The sequence below is a fragment of the Puniceicoccaceae bacterium genome (assembly GCA_040224245.1).
GTDB lineage: Bacteria > Verrucomicrobiota > Verrucomicrobiia > Opitutales > JAFGAQ01 > JAKSBQ01.
The window spans coordinates 1-22,411 of sequence record JBEGIR010000012.1; the positions used below are offsets into that span (position 1 = coordinate 1).

The following is a 22,411-nucleotide window of genomic DNA, read 5'->3' on the forward strand; positions in this document are numbered from 1 at the left end:
AAGCGAGGAACCCACCTGTGGAACGTACATCGCGTCTTTCACGATGTCATCAAGCAGGAGAAAAATCCCAAATCACTCATGTCCACGCTCAATCGCCTCTATCCCCATCTCTCAGCACTGCCCCTGCCAGAGGCACTCAAAAAGGACCATGACAACATGCTGATGACGCTCAACCGTATCACCAACGACCTTTCTTTCATCGATGTGCATGAAATGATCGGCGACGATCCGGAGGATCATCTGCATCAAATCATGGACTTTTTCTCCCGACATCAGCGCGAATCAGAAAAACTCTCCCAACTCATCCAGACCTACCTTGAGCTGTTTGAAACCTATATTCGCGAGCTGACGGAGGATGAGGTCTTCGAGTTTGAACTCTAGTCGATGCAACAATTACCGCCTTCCCATCGCATACTTTGGGCCAGGTTTGCATAACTTGGAACCACCCCAGACACACCACCCCTGCTCGTACAACATCCGTACTGCCCCACGACTCGGCACAGGAATTGCTCAAACACGACGGCTCTCACCATCCATTCCCATGCCGTGCCTTTCATGAATCTTGATCACTACCAAACCGACGCGTTTTATGACGAGATGTTTGAATCCCAGGGGGTTCCCCGCCCGCACTATCGAAACTTGCTCGAACGCCTGAGTGAACTCTCGACCGAAGCCTTTCACCAGAAGCGGGAATCCGTCGACCTGTCCTTTCTGCGGCAGGGGATCACTTTCACCGTTTACGGGGAAGAGGAGGGAACTGAAAAGATTTTCCCGTTTGATTTGATCCCCCGCATCATTCCCAACTCCGAGTGGGAACACCTCAAGAAAGGACTCGAACAGCGCATCATCGCGCTCAATCTTTTCCTTCATGACATCTATCATGAACAGCAGATCATCCGCGATGGAGTGATCCCCAAGCACTACATTCTTTCCGCACGCCACTATCGCCCCGAGTTCCAGAATATCAAGGTGCTCAAAGACATTTACATCCACATCTGCGGAACTGACATGATTCGGGATGAGAACGGGGAATACCTCGTGCTTGAGGATAACGCACGCTCTCCGTCAGGAGTTTCCTACATGCTCGAAAACCGCCAGGCACTCAAACGCGCCTTCCCCAATTTTTTCCCGCGAGCCGGCGTGCGCAGCAATCTCGATTATCCCGCCCATCTGCTCTCTGTTCTGCAACACATTGCTCCAGAATCCGCATCGGATACCCCGGTGATCGCCCTGCTCACTCCGGGAGTCTACAACAGTGCGTATTTTGAACACTGCTTCCTCGCCAGGCAAATGGGCATCCATATTGTCGAAGGACGAGATCTGGTCGTGCAAAATCACAAGGTCTTCATGCGCACCATCTCGGGGCTTCAGCAGGTGGATGTGCTCTACCGGCGCATCGACGATGATTTTCTGGATCCAACCGTCTTTCGCCCCGACTCCGTGCTCGGAGTTCCCGGTCTGGTAGAAGCCTACCGCCGAGGAAACGTGGGTCTGGCAAACTGCATCGGAACAGGCGTTGCCGACGACAAGGTCATCTACGCTTTCGTGCCTGCAATCATCCGCTACTACCTCGATCAGGATCCCATCCTCAACAACGTGGAGACCTGGATCCCCGCTGAGGGGAACAATCTGGACTATGTGCTCACAAACATGTCGAAGCTCGTGGTTAAGGCGGCCAACGAATCCGGCGGTTACGGCATGCTCATCGGTCCCCAAGCTTCCCGCAGCGAGATCGAATCCTTTCGGGAGCGGGTTAAAAAAGATCCGCGCAATTTCATCGCCCAAACCCCCATTTCACTCTCACGCCACCCGACCTGGTGTGGGGATCGCTTCGAAGGTCGTCACATCGACCTTCGTCCCTATGTGCTCTATGGAGACAAGGTCCGGATCACCCCTGGAGGGCTAACCCGGGTAGCACTCAAAAAGGGTTCACTCGTTGTCAACTCCTCCCAGGGCGGAGGCAGCAAGGACACCTGGGTGCTCTATGGTGACTCCTGACCCACAAGAACTTTCACCCGCCGCTTGACCACCCGATTATCATGATGCTCTGCCGCGTTGCCGATTCCCTGTTCTGGATGTCCCGCTACATCGAACGTGCCGAAAACACGGTGCGTTTGGTTGATGTGAATCTGCAGATCCTGCTCGAAACCGATGGTGCCAATCGAGAAACCATCGCCACCTTCTGGCATCCCATCATCGAAAGTACTGGGGATTTGCCCATTTACAGCCAGCTGTACCAGGATTTTGAAAGTCAATCCGTCATGGAATACCTCACGTTCTCCCGTGAGAACCCGAGTTCGGTGATCAGTTGCATCGCAGCTGCCCGCGAAAATGCTCGCATGATTCGGGATCAACTCTCGGAGGACATGTGGGAAATCATCAACCGCTGCTATCTCTTTCTCAAACACACCGACCCCAAGCAGATCTGGAGTTCCGGTCCCTATGCCTTCTACAAGGAAATCCGTGAGTATTCAAACCTGTTTCAGGGCGTCACCGAATCCACCTTCCCTCATGCGGTTGGCTACGAGTTCATCCAAGCCGGACGTTTTCTCGAGCGCGCCGACAAGACAGGACGCATCCTGCGTGCAAAGATTTTGCTGGACCATTTCTGGGGTGACCAGGAAGTCATCAATCCACTGGATGCGGCCCAGTGGCTGTCGGTCCTGCGTGCGTGCAGTGCAGAGGGAGCCTTTCAACAGATGCACTCACAGCGCTTGGAAGGGGATGACATTGTGGAGTTCCTGGCATTGTCGCGCTATTTCCCACGCTCCATCCGCTTTTGCGTCAGCCAGCTGCAACGACACATGCACGCGATCTCCCAATGCCCGCTCACCCATTTTTCGAACGAAGCCGAACGAAAGTGCGGCATCCTGCTCTCCAAGCTCAACTACTGCCGCATTGAGGAGATCACAGGGGTCCGCACAGATCCGTTTCTCAATGATGTACACCGGATGCTGGATGAGATCGCCATCGAACTGAACAATCACTACATGTTCTTTCCCATCGTCGATCCCGCACTCGCAACAGAATCGGTCGAGCCACCATCCGAACAGCAGCAGTCGCTCTGAACGTTCCAACACACAGCAGCATACCCCATTTTTCAACGTTCCGCCATGGCCATCCACGTTGCACTCACTCACACAACCCACTACCGCTACGAACGGCCCACGTCCCTTTCGCCCCAGACCATTCGCCTGCGTCCCGCTCCCCATTGCAAAACGCAACTCCACAGTTATTCACTTGAGATTCTTCCACGCGAACACTTCATCAACTGGCAACAGGACCCCTACAACAACTACCTCGCCCGTGTCGTTTTTCCTGAGAAAATCCCTGAGTTCAAGGTGACCGTCAATCTCGTCGCCGAACTCTCCGTCTACAACCCCTTTGATTTTTTTCTCGAACCCAGTTACGAACGCTTTGCCGAGCGCAGCATCGATCCCGAACTGCAATCCCAACTCGCAATCTATTCCCTCCAGGCAAAACCGAGCGAGCCGTTGCGTGACTATCAGCGCAGTCTGCCGAAACCACCCCCAAACACAGTGGACTTTCTGGTGCAGCTCAATGCACAGCTTCAGAAGGACATCGCTTACACCATCCGTCTCGAACCCGGCATTCAAACTCCCGACGAAACGCTCAAGCTCCGAACAGGCTCCTGCCGGGATTCCGCCTGGTTGCTGATCCACCTGCTGCGTATCTACGGCTTCGCTGCTCGTTTTGTCTCGGGCTACCTCATCCAGCTCACGCCCGATGAAAAATCACTCGATGGTCCAAGCGGAACCGATGTCGATTTCACCGACTTGCACGCCTGGGTGGAAGTTTACCTGCCCGGTGCAGGATGGATCGGACTCGACCCCACTTCGGGCCTGTTTGCCGGGGAAGGACACATCCCACTCGCCTGTGCCCCCGATCCCCAATTTGCCGCTCCCATCACGGGGGCACTCGAGCGCGTCGAAACCCAATTTGATTTTGACATGCGGATCCAACGGGTGAGGGAAGTTCCGCGGGTCTCCCTTCCCTACACCGATGAAGCCTGGCAACGTCTCTACGAACTCGGGGAGCGCATTGATGAACGCATCCATCAGAGCGACCTCCGCCTGACCATGGGAGGAGAACCCACGTTCGTCTCCCTTGACGACATGGAAAGCCCAGAGTGGAACACCAGTGCCGTCGGTGCACACAAACTTGACCTCTCGGCAAAGCTCCTACGCAAGCTCTGGTTGCGCTTTGGGAAGGGTGGATTCCTGCATCACGGTCAGGGCAAATGGTACCCGGGTGAGTCCCTCCCACGCTGGGCATTTACCTGTTATTGGAGCAAGGATGGCACCGTGTTGTGGCACCATCCCGAGCTGCTCGCCGACATCGAAAAGGACTACGGGCACACTCAGGAGCTTGCCGAGCGCTTCGCACGTACACTCGCTCACGTTTTGCAAGTGCGCGTCGACACCCTCATGCCCGCCTATGAGGATACGTTTTATTATCTCTGGAAGGAGCGCAAACTTCCCAACAATGTCGATCCGGTCAACAATCAGCTCAAGGATCCGGAAGAACGACGACGTCTGGCCCGTCTGTTTGAGTCAGAACTCGACTGCCCCAAGGGCTGGGTGCTGCCCCTTCAAAAAATGTGGCAGGCCCGACAGGTATGGGTGAGTACTCCGTGGCCGCTCCGCCAAGCACACTTGTTTCTGACTCCGGGGGATTCTCCCATCGGCCTGCGTCTCCCGCTGGACTCCCTGCCATGGACGCGCAGCAACGACTACCCCTACGTGGTGCATCGCGATCCCCTGAGCAGCTCAGGTGAAGCGCTCGATCCGCCCACCCCCCGTTTTCAGTCCTATCATTCACGGGCTCGTCGCGTGGTCGAGGCGGAAGAGGCACAAATCCCCCTCGACGATACCAAACCCGCAAACCCATCAGATCCCGATGTGCTTGCCCGTACTGCCATCTGCGTCGAACCGCGCAACGGAAAGCTTTGTGTCTTTCTTCCACCCGTTGCGACCCTGGAGGATTACCTCGACCTGGTCGCTGCAGTGGAAGCAACCGCGCTAAGTCTGAACTGTCCCATCATCCTAGAAGGCGAAAAACCTCCCTTCGATCCCCGCATCGCAAGCTTCAGTGTCACACCCGACCCAGGTGTGATTGAGGTCAATATCCAACCCACACACTCCTGGAGGGAACTGGCATACCTGACCACAAGCCTGTACGAAGACGCCCGGCAATGCCGTCTGGGAAGCAGCAAATTCATGCTCGACGGTCGACACACAGGCACTGGCGGCGGCAATCATATTGTTCTGGGGGGCGCCACACCCGAGGACTCGCCCTTTCTGCGACGCCCGGATCTGTTGCGCAGCATGATCGCATACTGGCATCATCATCCCAGTCTCTCTTACCTGTTTTCGTCCATGTTCATCGGTCCGACCAGTCAGAGTCCGCGCATCGATGAAGCCCGGGATGACAGCCTCTACGAAATGGAAATCGCATTTCGCGAGGTCGACTCACACCGGGACTACTATCCACCCTGGCTGACTGATCGTCTCTTCCGCAACCTGCTCACCGACGTCACGGGCAATACTCACCGGGCCGAATTCTGCATCGACAAACTTTACAATCCCGATGCCTCCAACGGCCGCTTGGGGCTGCTCGAATTGCGTTCCTTTGAAATGCCGCCGAGCGCACGCATGAGCCTCGCCCAAAACCTGCTGTTGCGTGCATTGGTCACGCACTTCTGGGAAAAACCCTACGATCCACGTCGCCTGATTCGCTGGGGGACCGATCTGCACGACCGCATGATGTTGCCACACTACCTTTGGGAGGACCTGCTCGATGTGCTCGCAGACCTTCAGGCCAACGCCCTTCCATTCGAAGCAGAGTGGTACAAAGCCCACCTCGAATTCCGCTGTCCAATCCTCGGCCAATTCGAATACCGGGACATGCAGTTCGAGTTGCGCCAGGCGCTCGAACCCTGGCATGTTCTGGGAGAAGAGGGCATGGCGGGCGGAACTGTGCGCTACGTCGATTCATCCCTCGAGCGAGTGCAAATCCGAAGTTCCGGCCTGCTCAGCGACCGCTATGTACTCACCTGCAACCGGCAGCGTATTCCTCTGCGATCCACCGGTACCGTCGGCGAATGCATTGGTTCCATTCGTTTTCGCGCCTGGCAGCCAGCTGCAGCGCTGCATCCCACACTGCCAGTGGATGCACCCCTGGTCATTGACCTTGTCGATACCTGGAACGGCCGTGCTGTGGCGGGATGTCGCTACCACGTCTCTCACCCCGGAGGGCGCAATTATGAAGTCTTCCCGGTCAATGCGTATGAAGCAGAAAGTCGCCGACTCAGCCGCTTCGAGCCTTTCGGTTATTCCATCGAACCCTATTTGATCATTCCCGAAGTGAAACATTCCGTTGATTTTCCCGGAACCTTGGACTTACGTAGGTTCAACTGAACTGCCGTTTCCACGCACAGGTTTGTTTTCGTGATTGAATGATCCCACACCCGATACTCGATTCATACGCCAATCATGCCACTGACTATGATGAATACCACGATGCATCGGGAACCATCCGTCCGATCTGGCAATCCATCACAGATCGGCTGAGGCAACTCCAACCCGCAGAGTTCGAGCGCCGAAACCAACTTTTGCGGCGCTTGATCACCGAAAACGGCATCACCTACAACGTCTACTCTGACGCTGAGATGAGTCGGCAATGGGGCATGGATTTACTGCCCCTGGTATTCTCCAAAACAGAGTGGCAGCGCATCGAGGCCGGACTCCGCCAGCGCGCGGAGCTGATCAATCAGTGCCTGAAGGATCTCTACGGCCCGCAGGAGGCACTCCTGCATGGCATTCTGCCACCCCACCTCGTCTATGCCAATCCCGCCTTTCTTCGACCCTGCCACGGTATCGAACCAGTGGGAGGGGATTGGGTAAATCTCTACGCCGCCGATATCGCACGCTCCCCCGATGGAAACTGGTGGATCCTCAATGATCGCATTGAAGCCGCATCAGGCATGGGTTACGTGCTCGAAAACCGATTGCTCTCCAACCGCCTCTTTCCCGAACTCTTTCGCGAGCAGCCGATCAAACGCCTGCATCCGTTTTATGATGGCTTCAACGAGTGCATCAGCAACCTCCACCCCGCATCTGAGCGGGGTCAGCGAGTCGCATTGCTGACCCCGGGACCCGCCAACGAAACCTTCTTCGAACAATCGTTTCTTTCAAAAAACCTTGGTTTTCAGCTCGTGGAAGGAGCCGATCTCACGGTTCGTGATAACACACTCTTTTACAAGACCCTCAAGGGCATTGTCCCGATACGCAATCTGCTGCGCAGATTGGACTCTGACTGGTGCGATCCGCTCGAACTGCGCAATGAATCACTACTCGGCGTACCCGGTTTGCTCCAATGCCTGCGCAGTGGTCAATTGAGCATGATGAATGGACTGGGAACCGGACTCATGGAAACGGTAGCCATGCCTGCTTTCATGGAAAACCTCTGTCAATTTCACCGTTCTGAAAGCTTACTGCTGCCCTCGGTTGCGACCTGGTGGTGCGGGCAGCCCGCAGAATTTTCCTACGTGATGCAGCATCTTCAGGAGTTGGTGATCAAACCCACCTTCCGCCAGCACTCCGAGTCGGCCGTTTTTGGCCCGGCATTGAGCAAATCCGAACTCCGTGCGCTGCGGGAGCGGATCGAGCGCACACCCGAACGCTACTGCGCCCAACAAATTGTCTCACGTGCAACCGCTCCCGCCTATCATGACGAACAGCTCCACCCCCATCACTTCCTCATCCGCGTCTACCTCACCCGGATGAACGGACAATTCCACATGATGCCGGGAGGGCTGGCACGCATCGCACCCACACCCGGATCTCAAAACGTATCGATGCAGCACGGTGCCATCAGCAAAGACGTCTGGATTCTTGATGAGGCGCGCAAAGGTTCGAGAGCAGCCACACTCCCCCGTCAACTGGCAGAGAGCACACTTCCCCCCATCGAAGACAACCTTTCGAGTCGCACCGCCAACAACCTCTACTGGTTTGGCCGTTACATTGAGCGTGTTGAATGCCTGGCACGCCAACTCCACATTCTCATGCAAACCCTCACAGAGGATGTTCACAACGCCACCCTGGCAAACCTCCATGCCTTTTTGTCAGTGCTGCTGTCTGAAGAAGAACTTCAATCCCTTCAGGCAACGGAATCCACTCGCGAACAACTGACGGTACTCGATGCATTGCTGACTCGCTGTGTTTCAGATCCAAACCACCCCAACTCTCTTGCCAGTGATCTCAACCACGTGCGGCGCATTGCATTTCACCTCAAGGATCGCCTGTCCACCGACAGCTGGCAGATTCTGAGTCACCTGCAGCAGATCTCAACGGATACCCCCGGCACGAAGGGTGCGAGCATCCTGCACGAACACAGCATGGATGTGCTCGATCATACACTCGATTCACTGGCTGCCTTTTCAGGGAAGACCGCAGAGAACATGGTGCGCACTCTCGGCTGGCAGTTCCTGATGCTGGGGAAACGCCTCGAGCGCAGCTATCAGCTCATCGATTTGCTTCGCAGTTCACTCATCGAAAATCCCAACCCGGAGGAAGAACACCTGCAATTGCTGCTGCAATACGCCGACAGTACCATCACCTATCGCAACCGCCATCTCAATGCCATCGACCCGATCCGCGTCTTCACCCTCTTGCTCAAGGATGCTGGCAATCCACGTTCGCTGACCTTCATGGTCGAACACATCATTCAACACCTTGGCAAACTGCCCTGGCGCACCCAGTCTGGAGAATCTCACAACGAATCGAGCCAGCGTCTGAGCGTGCAGTTGATCGAAGCCATGAGTCGCCTGAATGCCGAAACATTGATTCGCTGCAAAGCAGCGGACCCCTTCAATCCCATCACCAGTGCGCTCGACGAACTTCACCTGCTGATCGAACAGCGCTTTTTTGCCAATACCTGATCTTCTGCTGCCATGAGTTCTGCTTCGCCAGTCAACCCTTCCCCTTATTCTTTTCCTTTCGCTGAATACCGGGTCAAACACCGAACCACTTACGACTACACCTATCCCGTCTCCCTCTCCTATCACACCCTGCACCTCAAACCCCGCAACTGGTCCGGCGTACAGCACATTTCCGATTTCTCAATTGAAATGGATCCCGATCCCATGGACTTCACCGAAAACAGGGATTTTTTCGGAAACTCCGTTCATTCGTTCTCCATTCAGGAACCTCATGAGCGCTTCTCCGTGCTCACGCAATTCAATGCGCGCGTGATTTCAAATCCGGCGCCCATTGATGAACTGACGATTAACTGCGCACAGGTGCGAAACGCTCTGCACGGAGACACCAGCTTTCGCATGCTCCAGGCTCTCCAGTTTATTTATCCCTCGCCTCAGACTCACGCCGATCCCGCTATCGCGGAATGGGCTGCTGCGTTCTTCCCCGATCAGCGGCCTTTCATGGAGGCCGTTCTGGAGTTCAATCATGCACTCAAGTCCGAGATTGCCTTTGATCCCGCAGCGACCGAAATCACCACTTCCGTGAGCGAGGTTTTTGCGATGAAGCGCGGCGTCTGTCAGGACTTCGCACACCTCATGATTGCCGCCCTGCGCAGCCAGGATCTCCCGGCACGCTATGTGAGCGGCTACATCCTGACCCACCCCCGTCCGGGTGAACCTCGCCTTGAGGGTGCCGATGCATCCCATGCATGGGTATCGGTCTTTGTCCCTGGCTACGGCTGGATCGATCTCGACCCCACCAACGATCTGCTCGTGAACGACCAGCACATCCGCATTGCAGTAGGGCGCGATTTTGATGATATCAGCCTGATCAAGGGTTCGGTCACTGGTGGAGGCACCTCGACCCTTGCGGTGGAGGTAACGGTATGGCCCATTGATGATGCGTCCAGGCGCATCACGCATCCCGATCTGAGTTACAGCGAATAATCCATGTTCGAAGGCATAATTTCCATCACGATTGCACTGATTCCGGTCTACCTGTTCATTCTCGGGGGATATGCATTTCGCCGCATTGGTTGGCTCAAACCCTCTGCCGATGACAGTCTGCTCAAGCTGCAAATCCATGTCTTCTACCCAGCCCTTATTTTCAGTTTTGTCTTTCGCAATGAGGCGTTGAACCAACCCAGCCTCCTGTTGCTGCCACCGCTGGTTGGATTCCTGTCGATCCTCCTGGGCTTTGCGGTAGGATATGCCATCGCTCGCATGCTCGGACTCTGCAAGGGCAAGGGTTTGCGCACCTTTGCATTCACCACAGGCATTTACAACTATGGCTTCATCGCCATTCCGCTCATCGATTCGCTCTACCATTCGAAGGAGGTCATGGGCGTGCTGATGGTGCACAATACCGGTATCGAGGTTGCGATCTGGACGTTGGGCATCCTGTTGCTCAACGGAAATATCACACGCCACGCCTGGAAAAAACTCATCAATCCTCCCATCCTCGCACTCGCCGCAGGCTTGCTGATGAACCGTATGTTACCCGGCACGGTCGACGCGGATTCAACCCCCCTTGACGCGATGTTCGAGTCCGTGATCACCACCGTTCAACAACTGGGACGTTGCGCGATTCCACTGGCACTCATCCTGATCGGTGCCTCACTGCGGGACTTGATGCACGATGCATCGCTCAAACTGGATTGGCGAGTCGTCAGCGGTGCATGTTTGGCCCGTTTGCTTGTGCTTCCCGCCCTCTTCATTGCGGCGGCCCTTTGTTTGCCGCTCCCCATGGAGCTGCAAGCGGTCATCCTCATTCAGGCAGCCATGCCCTCCGGCATGTTCCCCATCCTCATGGCCCGGCATTATGGTGGCAGTCCTCAAACAGCAGTGCAGATCGTCATCGCCACCACCCTGTTGTCTGTCGTTACGATCCCACTCTGGATCGCAATCGCACAGCGACTCGTGGGTTGAGTTTTGCCTCCCGCATGCATTCGGAATACGCGCGTGAACGATGCGTTGTTGGCTACACGAAACTTTTTAAGCTGTCCTGCAAGTAGTCGCGGTCGCTCCACTCCGGATGTTCCGCACGCACCTGATCGATCAAACGCTGCTCGAGTTCCGATTTGCTCGGTAGTTTCTTTTCGATGTAAACCCCAAACCATCCGGGATAGTCTGCCTCGGCCAATCGGTAGGCTGCCACTTCGTCTGTGGGATCATGACGGGCCGCATCTTCGGGACTCCCGTCTCCTTTCTTTTCATCAATAATCGGAAAGGAACCACCCTTGCGTGGGTTCAAGCCCTCGAATGACCCAAGATTGAAATGGGTGCACTCCGACAAACACTCGATTACCGCAAATCCCGGGTGTGCATACGCACGCTCCAGCATCTCCATCACATGGGAAATGTTCGATGCACTCGTGCGCGCCACAAAGGTCGCTCCACAGGCAATCAGCCGCTTCATCGGATTGATCGGCTCGTCAATCGCACCCCAGGGATCCGTCTTCGATACAAATCCCTTCGGCGATGTCGGAGAGGTCTGCTTTTTGGTCATGCCATAGACCGTATTGTCCATGATCAGATAGGTGAGATTCGGATTCTTGCGCGCGGTGTGATCCAGATGATTTCCACCAATCGAAAAACAATCCCCATCCCCACTGAAAACGAAGAGATGCAGATCGGGTCGCGCCAGACTGACCCCGCTCGCAAAGGGCAACGCTCGCCCGTGCAGGGTGTGCATCCCGTGGCTGTTCACAAAATAGGGAAAGCGCGACGAACAGCCAATGCCCGACACCGTCACAATATCCTGATGTGGCAGCTGCAGCTTCTCGAGCAGCCGGTAGTAGGCCGCGAGGATGGAGTGGTCACCGCAACCCCGACACCAGGTCGGCTGCTTGGCGGTGAGGTTCTTTTTGGTCAGTTTACTGTCTTTCGCTAAATTCATGATGAGCGGGGGGTTGAGGATTTTTGAGTGGGAACCAGTTGGGACAGGATTTCCTTCACCTTAAAAGTGAGTCCATCGGTTTTGCAGATGCTGCCAATTTGGCTTAGCCCCGTCACGGCGCGCAGGTACAGAGCGAACTGACCCACACCATAGACGCCCTGGTCGTTGAGTTCCACGGTCTTCACCTCTTCAAAGGCTGCAAGCATGTCGCCCACCGCCGAACTCAGGGGGAACAATAGTTTCAGGTGCAGGTGCGAAACCCGTTGGCCTTGTGCAAGCAGTGCATCCACAGCTACCCGGGTCGCCCCAAAAGAGGAACCCCAGCTCACCAATAGCAGGGGTCCAGAGTCCTCCCCGTAAATTTCCGGTGCAGGTTGATGCTGCGCGAGTAGCTGAAATTTCCGACGTCGCTTGGCACTCATTGCCACGTGATTGGCTGCACCCGCATTGGGTCCGCCTTTGGGGTCGTGCTCCAATCCTGTCACTGTGGGGTATTTCCCACTACCAATCACACTTCCCGGTGGAGCGTGTCGGGTGATCGAATCGAGCGGATATGGCTCCCAGTGCTCCGGACGCTCCGAGGTATCCAGCACGGGTTCCAGCATGACTTCATCCAGATTTGGCATGCGAAACCCTTCGATGCGCGTGGCAAGCCCCTGATCCGAAAGGATGATCACTGGAGTGCTGTACTCCCGGGCAAGCTGAACCGCCTCCCTGCAGATATAAAAACACTCCTCTACGTCGCGTGCAGCCATCACAATGCGGGGTGCATCTCCATGGCTGCCAAAAAGGGTCTGCATGAGATCACTCTGCTCGACTTGCGTCGGAATACCCGTGCTCGGACCTCCGCGCTGCACGTTGACCACAATCAGCGGAATCTCCGCCATGGTAGCCCAGCCCAGTGCCTCCATTTTCAGGGACATGCCCGGACCTGATGTGCTCGTCACCGCCAGATGCCCCGCATACGACATCCCGATCGCCGCACAGGCAGCTGCAATTTCGTCCTCGGTCTGCAAAAAGATGCCCTTATACTTGGGCAGCTCTTCGCGCAGCACTTCCATGATTGAGGTTGCCGGAGTGATGGGATAGGCTGCGCCATAGCGCACTCCCGCAGCAATCAGTCCGAACGCAATCGCACTGTTGCCGTCCATGGTCACATGTTCTGCCATTTCTGCAGGTTTGGTCAAACCCACCTCAGGAACACTGCCAGACCACTCGTAGTCAAAGCCCGCATAAAGCGTGCGTTTCACATTCGCGAGCACCGCTTCACCCTTGCGGCCAAATTTATCGAGGGCCAGCGCCTCAACCTGGACTCGCTCAATCCCCAGCAAATGGCAGAGCATGCCAAGCACCACCATGTTTTTGCCTTTGCCGACTTTGCCTTCGCTTCCTTCTTCGAGCAGCGAAGTCAAGGGCAGGGGTCGCAAGTCGAAGTTACCCGAAATAGACGATACGTCGATCTCATCGCAGTCCACCATCAGCGTACCACCCTCACGCAAAACATTAAGGTGTGCTTCCAGGCTGTCCGGGTGAAAAGCCACCAGCACATCCACCTCATCCCCCGAAACTCTTACGGGATCCACCCCGATGCGAACCTGATAAATGGAGTTTCCTCCGGCAATGGTCGCGGGTATGGTCATGTAGGTCATGACGTGATATCCCGAACGTCCGGCAAGTTTTGCCAATAGGGTTCCAAGGGATTGGATGCCGTCCTGGGCATGGCCGGCAATGCGAATTGTGATGCTGCGGTTGTCTGACACGGTAAGCTATGATCGCGGTTGAATGTGACGGGAATGGAAGTTCCCGCAGCCAGGAGCACAGGCTCAGCATGCTTCTCCTGGATATAAATTATTTTGATGAGGAATATGATTGTAATAAGCAATTCTTTTTTTATCATTAAATTCTCTTGAATGTGAAAATCTGTCACACTGCTCCCCTAATGCTTTCCAGCATCTGCGTATTCGCTACGCTTGGACACTGGCGAAATACCCCTCACGGTCCTCTGCAGCACAGCTGCATCCCTCCACCTATTCCAACGGATCCACCGTCTCCGCCAGTCCCCACTGGATTCACAATCAATTTATAATCAACACTTTACTTTATTCATCATGCCTCAACAATCACTCGACCGTATTCGGAATTTCGCCATTGTCGGCCATCGGGCCTCGGGCAAGACGCTGCTTGCCGAAGCCATGCTGGCAACTGGCGGAAACCTCAATCGCATGGGAACCATCGAAGCGGGAACCACCGTTTCCGATTACCACGCCGACGAACAGAGTCGGCAGATTTCCATCCACTCCTCGATTCTGCACACGGTGTGGCTGGATCTAAAATTCAACATCATCGACACTCCGGGATACCTTGATTTTATCTCTGAAGCCATGGGCGCCCTGCGCGTCGTGGACTTTGCCATGATCACGGTTGATGCCCAATCGGGTATCGAAGTGGGCACCGAGCAGGTCTGGCAGTTCGCCGAGTCCTATCAGCTTCCAAAATTCATCGTCATCAACGGTTTTGACAAAGAAAACACGAATTTTGAAAACTTGCTCGCACAGCTGAGAGAACGATTTGGCAGCAAAGTATTTCCCCTTGCGATTCCGGTCAACGCAGGTCCGGGATTCAATCAAGTTCTCGATGTCATGCGTTCCGACATCGTCACGTATGCGGATGACCAGAGCGGGAACTATACAGAGGTGAAAGCCGATGGAGAATGGGCGAGCCGCGTAAAGGAACTTCACCGCGAACTCATCGAACATGTCGCTGAGGCAGATGACTCCCTGCTCGAAAAGTTTTTCGAAAATGAGGGTCTCTCTGAAGACGATCTGCGTGCTGGTGTTCACACTGCCATACAGGAGCAAAGCTTTATCCCGCTCTGGGTAACGGCAGCAAGTCGGAATGTGGGCGTTGCCCGACTGATGGACTGGATCGCAAAGTATGGTTCTTCTCCCGTCGACCGAGCGCGCGTGCAGGCGGAATCCACCGACGGACAGGCCGTCGAGGTGGATCTCAATGACAGCTCTCCGGTAGCCTATGTCTTCAAGACCATCGCAGAACAACACGTTGGCGACTTGTCCTTTTTTCGAGTCTACAGTGGTGAGGTTGGTACCGGAATGGAACTGTATAACTCTGACCGCGATGTGATGGAAAAGGTCGGGCAGCTCTACCTGATCAATGGAAAACAGCGCGAACAGGTTTCCAGTCTGCAAAGCGGCGACATCGGAGCCGTGGTGAAAATGAAGGACACCCACACTGGCAATACCCTCTGTGCCAAGGACCGCAAAATCCGCCTGCCAAAGGTGCACTACCCCGAGCCCAATATTCACAGTGCCATCCGTCTGACCAACACGGGAGACGAAGACAGGTTGTCATCCGGTCTCGCCTCACTGCACGAAGAGGATCCTACCTTTCTATATCGGGTCGATGAGGTGACCCACGAAACCGTGATTTCCGGTCAGGGAGACCTGCACCTGCAAGTGATTAAACAGGGGCTGAAAGAGCGGTTCAACGTTACCATTGAACTCGCCGAACCCCGAATCCCGTTTCGCGAAACCATTCGAGGAAAAGCCGAATCCAAGTACCGCCACAAAAAGCAAAGTGGTGGTGCCGGTCAGTTTGCAGAGGTTTGGATGCGCATCGAACCGCTCGAGCGGGACTCAGGGGTCGTCTTTGAACAATCCCTGGTGGGACAAAACGTAGATCGCGTGTTTGTCCCCTCTGTGGAAAAGGGAGTGATGAAGGCCTGCCGGACTGGCGTCATTGCAGGATATCCCGTTGTCGATGTGCGTATCGACTTCTATGATGGGAAAATGCATCCGGTGGACTCGAAAGATGTCGCCTTCCAGATCGCAGGAGAGAAAGCATTTCGCGAAGCTTTCGCGTCAGCCAAGCCCTGTCTGCTCGAACCGATCTTTATGATTACCGTGAAGGTTCCGGAAGATTCCGTGGGTGATGTCATGGGTGATATTTCTTCCAAGGGAGGCCGCATCCAGGGGATCGACATGGACGGTTCGATGCAGATCATCAACGCATTGATTCCTCAGCGTGAACTCTATCACTATTCCACCCGATTGCGCTCCATTACGGGAGGTCGCTGCCTCTACGCCGAGAAACTCGACCACTACGAGGATATGCCCAAGGCCTACGCTCAGAAGGTGATCGAGGCCTGGAGCGGTCATCACGATTGATCAGCACAGCGGTTCACTTTTCCCGATCACCGCTCCAGAGCGCTGATTGAGGAACCAGGTCCCCTTCCTTCCCTTCAGGAGGGGGACCCCCAACCCTGAATCCGCCGTGTGATCGGTTTGGGGATTTATCATCACTAAGGTGGGGCATCAGCTGCAAATGACACCTGAAGGGATCACGCGTGATGCATTTTCAGATTGCGCCCTCGCTGTATTGCGCTAGGGTTTGCACGCTCTCACTTCTTGTCCTCTTATACCTCCTGATTCTCCTCCATGTTAGCTGAAACTCAATCCGCCGCACTCGCTGGCATTGAAGCACTGCCTGTACAGGTCGAGGTCAATACCGACCTTGAAGGTGAACCCCGCCAACTTGTGGTGGGGCTGCCCGATGCCAGTGTTCGCGAATCCCAGGAACGCGTGCACTCCGCCATCGTTAACAGTGGCTTCCGCGCCCCTTACACCCGCACCGCGATCAATCTCGCCCCCGGCGATCTGCGCAAGGAGGGCCCATCCTTTGACCTGCCCATCGCAATAGGTCTGTTGGCTGCTACCGGTCAGATCCGCGATGCAATACCCGATGATTTGCTGATCGCAGGAGAACTCAGCCTCTCTGGGGAAACCCGCGCCATCAAGGGAGGGCTGCCCATGGCGCTGATGGCAAAACGGCGAGGCTACCGTGGGCTGTTGCTCCCGCTCAAGTCGGCGCAGGAGGCCGCACTGGTCGAGGGAGTTGCCGTCTACCCACTTGGCAGTTTGGCGGAAACCGCACGCTTTTTAAACGGGGAACTATCCCTGCAACCCCTTCCAACAGCCGACAGTCTCGTGAGGGCACGCGAAGAATCTGCCCATGGACTCGATTTTTCCGAAATCAAAGGTCAAACCGCCGCAAAGCGCGCGATCGAGATCGCTGTGGCAGGTTCGCACAACCTGCTGATGATTGGACCACCCGGTTCGGGCAAGTCCATGATCGCCAAGCGCATCCCCTCCATCATGCCGGAACCGAGCATGGATGAGTATTTGGAGATTCTCAGCATTCATTCCAGCGCTGGTATTTCCCTGCAAGAGGGAACCCTGCGATTGGAACGACCGTTTCGCACACCTCACCACACCATCAGTGATGTCGGTCTGCTCGGAGGAGGCAGTATCCCCGGACCTGGTGAAATTTCACTGGCACACCATGGTGTTCTGTTCCTGGACGAACTTCCAGAGTTCCGGCGCTCCACCCTGGAGGTGCTGCGCCAGCCACTCGAAGATGGGCAAGTCAGTATCTCGCGCAGCCGGGGAAAACTCACCCTGCCCTGCTCCTTCATGCTGGTTGCTGCCATGAATCCGACTCCCTGCGGGGGAGACAGCCGCTCCGGACAGGTCGTCCGCTCCACCCCTGCCCAGATCCAGCGCTACCGCTCCAAAATCAGCGGACCGCTGCTCGACCGGATCGATATCCACATCGAGGTACCCGCACTCACCCTCAAGGAGCTGCGCACCACTCGCGAGGGCGAAAGTTCCGCCTCCATCCGGGAACGCATCCTTCAGGCAAGGGAAATACAGCAACACCGCTTTGCACAGACCCGCCTTTACGCCAACGCTCACATGGGACAGCGACAAATCAAAAAATTCTGCCAGATCCGGGAGCAGGACGGTCTGATGCTCGAACACGCCATGGAAGAACTCAACCTCTCCGCACGCGCCTACGACCGCATCCTTCGCGTTGCCCGTACCATAGCCGATCTCGCCGCATCACCATCCATTGAAAACAACCATCTGATGGAAGCCATTCAGTACCGCAGCCTTGATCGATCCGTCTTCCAGTGAGCCCATTCAGATGGAGGTTGTGTCATCGAAACGATTCATGAACTCCTTTGGGAGCGGATTGCCTTACTCGGATCGCCAAGGACGCTCACCCCAGCGGTTTCACTATCAGATTTCGAACCACTCGCAAGTCCCCCCAATCCGCACCTTTCAACACGGCAAATCGGGCTTTCCGCTTCTCGGAAAACCAATCCTGATGTCGAACATGAAGTTTCTTCAGAAATCCGGAACTTCCTAGAGCCATTCCATCACTGAAATACCTTACTCTGCACCTGAGCACCTCCGCCATCTCCAACTTACCCCCGTTTGCCAACACCTGCTCAATCTTCTCTTCGCTGATCCGACCATAGTCCTTACCCCTCTCCCCCTTACTCTGGAAACCTTTGCCATACAAATAGATACGATAGGAGCGAATAAATGACCTCCAAGCTCTTCCAAAGTAAATGACCGCATAGCCCCTGCGAGCTTCCAACTGCCCTCCCATCGCTGCACCGTAGCTGCAGAAACGATATGATGCAGGGTCATCCACCAACTCTGCACGCACAGGATTCAAGTCAATGTAAGCTGCCACCTTGCTCATTGCTTCCCGACTGGGTTCCACAATCAAGCTCTTGAACCGGTCCGCCCAGATACTTCCTCGATTCTGGTGTCGATGGTTATACCAAATTCCAAACCGTTGCTTTAGTTCCCGCATGAATACCGACACATCTCCCATCCGCTCTTTCAGTTTTTCCCGCCACTGCTCAGCTTCCTCTCCACCAGAGCGAAACAGGGATTCGAGCTTTTCGGGATCAATCGCCCTCCCTCCTGCACGATCTCCTCCATACAATGCACGATGTCGTTCCAAAAGTGCTGCATCCGATAAATTTGGCTCATGCCTCACTTTCGCCAGGATATGGAAGTGATTGCTCATCATGCAGTAAGCTAATACATCCACTCCACAAAACTCCGCCTGCTTGCGCATCATTCGCACAAACACTTCCTTCTCTTCATCCCCAAACAGAAATTGACCACAACTGGTCCGACTCACCAGATGATACACCGCATCCATCCCCCGAATCACCGCCCTTGGTCGTTTTTTGCTTCTCATGCTCAACCCTACCCCACTCTCCTCAGATATCAAGCCAAACTCGTATAAACAGCCTGGGTGTTTATTGTAAGTTTGATTTTTATCATTTTTCACTGTGTTGTTTCCCCAACTTGCTTCTGCGGCGTGAGTTGCTTTTGATAGGGCCATGTCGCAGACGGAGTCGAAACGTGCCGCGCCGCACAGGCGGCAGCGCAAGCGATCCCGCTACCCTTATACCCGCAAGGAAAAATGGATCGTGGGGTGGGCGTGTGCACAGCTTTCGCTGGCGCTGTGGATGCTCGCGCTCACACCACTGTGGGCACAATGGCTGATGATGGGAATGTCATTTATCGGTCTGACCTTCAGTCTGCTGCCGCAGTTTTATGCTCCGGAATCCCAGAGGGACCCGCGCTTACATTCTCGGCCCTCCCTCGACCGACTTCTGCGCTACCCGGTATTCTGGATGGGGGCACTGCTGCTTAGCTACATGCTGGTGCAGGCGGTGAATCCAGCCTATGGCTACGAATCAGATGCGGACTATTGGCGTGCGTTTCCAATCCCCTCGATCTCCTGGCTACCGAGCGGCGTGGACAGTCCCTTTGCCAAAATGAATGCTCAGCGACTGGCACTCATCGTTGCTGGTGCCTGGGCAATGCAGTGCTACTTGAAAGTGGGTATCGTTCGTCGACCCTCCTTTCTGTTTCTGCTTTGGTGGATCACGCTCAACTTTGTCGCGATGGGCGTGTTGGCGATTGCACAAAAGCAGACCGATGCCATGGATGTGTACTGGAGCCTTTCAATCAGTCCTAACTTTTGGGGTCCGATTCCCTACAACCATCGAGCGGGATGCCTGCTCATCATGGGCATGGTTTGTGCGATGGCACTGTACTTTCTTCACCTCAAAGCCATGCGCATGGAATTGCGCCACTCCGGTCCGCACTTGGTTGTATTGATTGCGATCGTTTTCATTTTTGGACTCTTGTGGTCCACTCAATCCGAGGCCACCGTCATTTTGGGATCCTTACTGATGGCAGTATTCCTGCTACTGACCCTGATTCCCAGCCTGCGGGACGGTTCCACGCTCATGCACAAGGTCATCCTGTCAGTTACGATGATACTGCTCGGTGTGATGGCGGTGTTCTACACCCTTCGCTTGCCCGACCGCAACCTCACCATCGAGCAACTCGGCAACTTGCGCGAGGAGATCCAGAACATCGACTCAAGCGCACGCGCTATCGCCACACGCATTACCTTGCAGATGGTCGCGGAACGTCCATTCCTTGGGTGGGGAGCAGGCAGCTGGCGCTATGTGTTTGCCTACTACCAACTGGAACACCCGGAAATCCAGTATCTCGACGCCACCCAGACGGTGCCCGCGGTGTGGGATGATGCACACAATGACTGGGTACAGTATCTATCAGAACTGGGTATTGCAGGCATGGTGCTGTTGCTGGGTCTGCTGCTTTGGCCGCTGATTGAATCCATCATTTTCATCCGCTCACTCCACCTGACCCAAGTGATGCTGGCCCTGGGTTTAATTGCGGTATTTACCCATGCCTTTCTTGAACTATTGCTGCAAAATCAGGCGGTTCTCAGCTACGTAGCTTTTCTGAGCTTTCTGATCAACCGACTGAATGTTGAGCAGGTTCGTGTCAAACACTAAGGAATGGCACACCTTTACCCCTTTATTTTACTCGATTTTAGCATTGCGGGTTTGCATCCGCGTGAAATGAGCCTTTGAATATAGGTTGAAACACCTTCATACGACTATGAAAACGTTCAAAAATGTCCTCGCACTCAGCGTGCTCCTGTTCGCATTTGTCATGAATGCACAGGTATTGGAAAGATCGGAATCCCTTGCTGATGGCACGGTGATTCCCGCTGGTGCTGAAATGATCATTGGTGAAGACGGAACTGTCCAGTATGTGGACGAAGGAATTATCCTTGCTTCTGTCAAAACCTTCGTGAGTTCAGCAGGTACCACGACCGAAATCACCAAACGCCTCCGTGATGGAAGCTATGTTCTGGTGGTCATCGCTCCCAATGGAACTGTCAGTAATCCCGTTCCCACCTCTGCTCCTACTCCTGTCACCCCAGGAACCGGAGGATCAGTTGGCGGTAGTGGTGCAGTACAGGGTCCTTCCGGAGCCAGTATCCCGAATAACCCAGCAACCGTGATCTGATTCTTTCATCAGTCTCAATTGTTGTAACCAAAAACCTCAGGATCACTCCTGAGGTTTTTTGCTATCCAAATTTCTGCACCTGACAGACAATCCATCAGCGTGCGGGGATCTGCCCAGAAGGGAACTCCCATCAACCCGAAGCAAGTGCCTCGTCAATACTGGAATGGATCTTCCAACCCTTGGACTCCTCAAATGCACGACACTCCTGAGAAATTTTGTCGTTCCCGATGATGTAGTATTTGAGGGTCAGCTCCATGCAGTTTTTCATGGCATCGAGCAGGAGTTTGATCACGTTCATGTTGAGCACCTCGAGGTCGTGCACATCAAAAACCACCTTCTTGAGTCCGGCATCCACTGCTTTTGAGATTTTATCGATCAGGAACCCATTGACCTCGTTGATGGCGTGAGTGGTCGGATTCGCTGGCAACATGACCTTCAGGTAGTCCTTTTCGATCACAAAGTATTTCTCAGAGGTATCCAAGTTTGCAGCATTGGCGATCTTGGTTTCGACCTCGTGAAAATCAATCGGTTTGGTGATGATGTTCGTAAAACCGGTATCCTGCGCTCGTGTCTGCTCGTGCAAGTCTGTTTTCACCACCAGTGCAAAAATGGGAGTGTATTTGTTTCGAGGATTGGAACGAAGAATGCGAAACAGCTCGATTCCCTGATCACGCGGCAGCGAGAGACTGATGATGATGATATCCTGCTTGCTCTCCTGAGCTGCATCAATGGCCTCCCCTGTTGACGATACACAGTTAACCGTCCAGGCGGGATTCGAAAAGCCCGTCTTGAATTGCTCTTCAATCGCAGGTTTGTCTTCAACCAGAAGAATATTGAGCGGGTCGGTCAACTTTTTGCGCACCTCCTGTTGCTCGGAAATCGGACGCAGGTCGATCACACGCCCAACCTTTTCAATCAGTGTGTCTTCGCTGAACGGTTTGACGATGTAGTCCCGAATACCGATCTTAGCAATCTTCAACACCGTTTCCTTGCCAGCCTCTGCAGTCAGCATGATCACCGGAATGTGACGTAGATTTGCATCCGCTTTCAGCTTGGTGAGCATCTCGATTCCGTCCATCACGGGCATCGTGATGTCGAGAAGGATCAGATCCGGGGCTTCTTTGCTCGCCGCTGCGAGTCCTTCTACCCCGTTTGTAGCTTCAGGAATTTCAAGATCAAAGTCCTTGAAGGCCTTTTTCACAATCATTCGTACGGCCTTCGAGTCATCGATGGTAAGGAGTTTCTTGCTCATGCTCGTGATTCAGAATGATG

General features: G+C 54.6%; 15 protein-coding genes. 11 read left to right on the top strand and 4 right to left on the bottom strand.

Annotated features, from left to right (window positions below; genetic code table 11):
- The 7 genes from ABQ298_01565 to ABQ298_01595 form a co-directional block, all read left to right on the top strand.
- A partial coding sequence (locus ABQ298_01565; protein ID MEQ9823051.1) for an alpha-E domain-containing protein occupies nucleotides 1-381 on the top strand: 381 nt, incomplete at its 5' end.
- Between the two features lie 174 nt (nucleotides 382-555).
- Entirely contained in the window at nucleotides 556-1,998 is a 1,443-nt protein-coding gene (locus ABQ298_01570; GenBank protein MEQ9823052.1) for a circularly permuted type 2 ATP-grasp protein, read from the top strand.
- Nucleotides 1,999-2,039: 41 nt separating this feature from the next.
- Nucleotides 2,040-3,068, top strand: a complete 1,029-nt coding sequence (locus ABQ298_01575) for an alpha-E domain-containing protein (GenBank protein MEQ9823053.1) — start codon at nucleotides 2,040-2,042, stop codon at nucleotides 3,066-3,068.
- Nucleotides 3,069-3,113: 45 nt separating this feature from the next.
- Nucleotides 3,114-6,440 carry a transglutaminase family protein gene (locus tag ABQ298_01580; GenBank protein MEQ9823054.1) on the top strand — a complete coding sequence of 1,109 codons (3,327 nt, stop codon included), beginning with the start codon at nucleotides 3,114-3,116 and terminating at the stop codon, nucleotides 6,438-6,440.
- Between the two features lie 38 nt (nucleotides 6,441-6,478).
- Nucleotides 6,479-8,962, top strand: coding sequence for a circularly permuted type 2 ATP-grasp protein (locus ABQ298_01585; protein ID MEQ9823055.1), 2,484 nt, complete (start codon nucleotides 6,479-6,481; stop codon nucleotides 8,960-8,962).
- 12 nt (nucleotides 8,963-8,974) lie between these two features.
- On the top strand, nucleotides 8,975-9,946 hold the full coding sequence (locus ABQ298_01590) for a transglutaminase family protein (protein MEQ9823056.1): 972 nt from the start codon (nucleotides 8,975-8,977) through the stop codon (nucleotides 9,944-9,946).
- A gap of 3 nt (nucleotides 9,947-9,949) precedes the next feature.
- Complete coding sequence (locus ABQ298_01595) at nucleotides 9,950-10,927, top strand: AEC family transporter (GenBank protein ID MEQ9823057.1); 978 nt, start codon at nucleotides 9,950-9,952, stop codon at nucleotides 10,925-10,927.
- Nucleotides 10,928-10,979: 52 nt separating this feature from the next.
- On the opposite strand, the gene ABQ298_01600 is transcribed toward ABQ298_01595, so the two are convergent.
- Both ABQ298_01600 and ABQ298_01605 read right to left on the bottom strand, forming a co-directional pair.
- Nucleotides 10,980-11,897: a thiamine pyrophosphate-dependent enzyme gene (locus tag ABQ298_01600; GenBank protein ID MEQ9823058.1), complete on the bottom strand. Its 918-nt coding sequence runs from the start codon at nucleotides 11,895-11,897 to the stop codon at nucleotides 10,980-10,982.
- Nucleotides 11,894-13,657, bottom strand: coding sequence for a 2-oxoacid:acceptor oxidoreductase subunit alpha (locus ABQ298_01605; protein ID MEQ9823059.1), 1,764 nt, complete (start codon nucleotides 13,655-13,657; stop codon nucleotides 11,894-11,896). Before ABQ298_01605 ends, ABQ298_01600 begins: the two co-directional genes overlap by 4 nt.
- A gap of 348 nt (nucleotides 13,658-14,005) precedes the next feature.
- Here ABQ298_01605 and fusA point away from each other — a divergent pair, with 348 nt between their 5' ends.
- Nucleotides 14,006-16,081 carry an elongation factor G gene (gene fusA, locus ABQ298_01610; GenBank protein MEQ9823060.1) on the top strand — a complete coding sequence of 692 codons (2,076 nt, stop codon included), beginning with the start codon at nucleotides 14,006-14,008 and terminating at the stop codon, nucleotides 16,079-16,081.
- Between the two features lie 270 nt (nucleotides 16,082-16,351).
- On the top strand, nucleotides 16,352-17,890 hold the full coding sequence (locus ABQ298_01615) for a YifB family Mg chelatase-like AAA ATPase (GenBank protein MEQ9823061.1): 1,539 nt from the start codon (nucleotides 16,352-16,354) through the stop codon (nucleotides 17,888-17,890).
- An 85-nt stretch (nucleotides 17,891-17,975) separates the two neighbouring features.
- On the opposite strand, the gene ABQ298_01620 is transcribed toward ABQ298_01615, so the two are convergent.
- The gene (locus ABQ298_01620) at nucleotides 17,976-18,977 is read right to left on the bottom strand and encodes a transposase (GenBank protein ID MEQ9823062.1); all 1,002 of its coding nucleotides are present in this window, start codon (nucleotides 18,975-18,977) and stop codon (nucleotides 17,976-17,978) included.
- 145 nt (nucleotides 18,978-19,122) lie between these two features.
- Here ABQ298_01620 and ABQ298_01625 point away from each other — a divergent pair, with 145 nt between their 5' ends.
- Nucleotides 19,123-20,619 (top strand): O-antigen ligase family protein, encoded by a 1,497-nt coding sequence (locus tag ABQ298_01625; protein ID MEQ9823063.1) that lies wholly within the window; start codon nucleotides 19,123-19,125, stop codon nucleotides 20,617-20,619.
- Nucleotides 20,620-20,725: 106 nt separating this feature from the next.
- Nucleotides 20,726-21,139 (top strand): hypothetical protein, encoded by a 414-nt coding sequence (locus ABQ298_01630; GenBank protein ID MEQ9823064.1) that lies wholly within the window; start codon nucleotides 20,726-20,728, stop codon nucleotides 21,137-21,139.
- 130 nt (nucleotides 21,140-21,269) lie between these two features.
- Here the strand turns inward: ABQ298_01630 and ABQ298_01635 are convergent, their stop codons facing one another.
- The gene (locus tag ABQ298_01635) at nucleotides 21,270-22,391 is read right to left on the bottom strand and encodes a response regulator (GenBank protein ID MEQ9823065.1); all 1,122 of its coding nucleotides are present in this window, start codon (nucleotides 22,389-22,391) and stop codon (nucleotides 21,270-21,272) included.
- Between the last annotated feature and the right edge of the window lie 20 nt (nucleotides 22,392-22,411).

What these genes read in the sequence shown, in the direction of transcription:
- ABQ298_01570 (MEQ9823052.1), top strand. Translation starts at nt 556, where the DNA reads ATGAATCTTGATCACTACCAAACCGACGCGTTTTATGACGAGATGTTT.
- ABQ298_01575 (MEQ9823053.1), top strand. Translation starts at nt 2,040, where the DNA reads ATGATGCTCTGCCGCGTTGCCGATTCCCTGTTCTGGATGTCCCGCTAC.
- ABQ298_01580 (MEQ9823054.1), top strand. Translation starts at nt 3,114, where the DNA reads ATGGCCATCCACGTTGCACTCACTCACACAACCCACTACCGCTACGAA.
- ABQ298_01585 (MEQ9823055.1), top strand. Translation starts at nt 6,479, where the DNA reads ATGATCCCACACCCGATACTCGATTCATACGCCAATCATGCCACTGAC.
- ABQ298_01590 (MEQ9823056.1), top strand. Translation starts at nt 8,975, where the DNA reads ATGAGTTCTGCTTCGCCAGTCAACCCTTCCCCTTATTCTTTTCCTTTC.
- ABQ298_01595 (MEQ9823057.1), top strand. Translation starts at nt 9,950, where the DNA reads ATGTTCGAAGGCATAATTTCCATCACGATTGCACTGATTCCGGTCTAC.
- ABQ298_01600 (MEQ9823058.1), bottom strand. Translation starts at nt 11,897, where the DNA reads ATGAATTTAGCGAAAGACAGTAAACTGACCAAAAAGAACCTCACCGCC.
- fusA (MEQ9823060.1), top strand. Translation starts at nt 14,006, where the DNA reads ATGCCTCAACAATCACTCGACCGTATTCGGAATTTCGCCATTGTCGGC.
- ABQ298_01615 (MEQ9823061.1), top strand. Translation starts at nt 16,352, where the DNA reads ATGTTAGCTGAAACTCAATCCGCCGCACTCGCTGGCATTGAAGCACTG.
- ABQ298_01620 (MEQ9823062.1), bottom strand. Translation starts at nt 18,977, where the DNA reads ATGAGAAGCAAAAAACGACCAAGGGCGGTGATTCGGGGGATGGATGCG.
- ABQ298_01625 (MEQ9823063.1), top strand. Translation starts at nt 19,123, where the DNA reads ATGTCGCAGACGGAGTCGAAACGTGCCGCGCCGCACAGGCGGCAGCGC.
- ABQ298_01630 (MEQ9823064.1), top strand. Translation starts at nt 20,726, where the DNA reads ATGAAAACGTTCAAAAATGTCCTCGCACTCAGCGTGCTCCTGTTCGCA.
- ABQ298_01635 (MEQ9823065.1), bottom strand. Translation starts at nt 22,391, where the DNA reads ATGAGCAAGAAACTCCTTACCATCGATGACTCGAAGGCCGTACGAATG.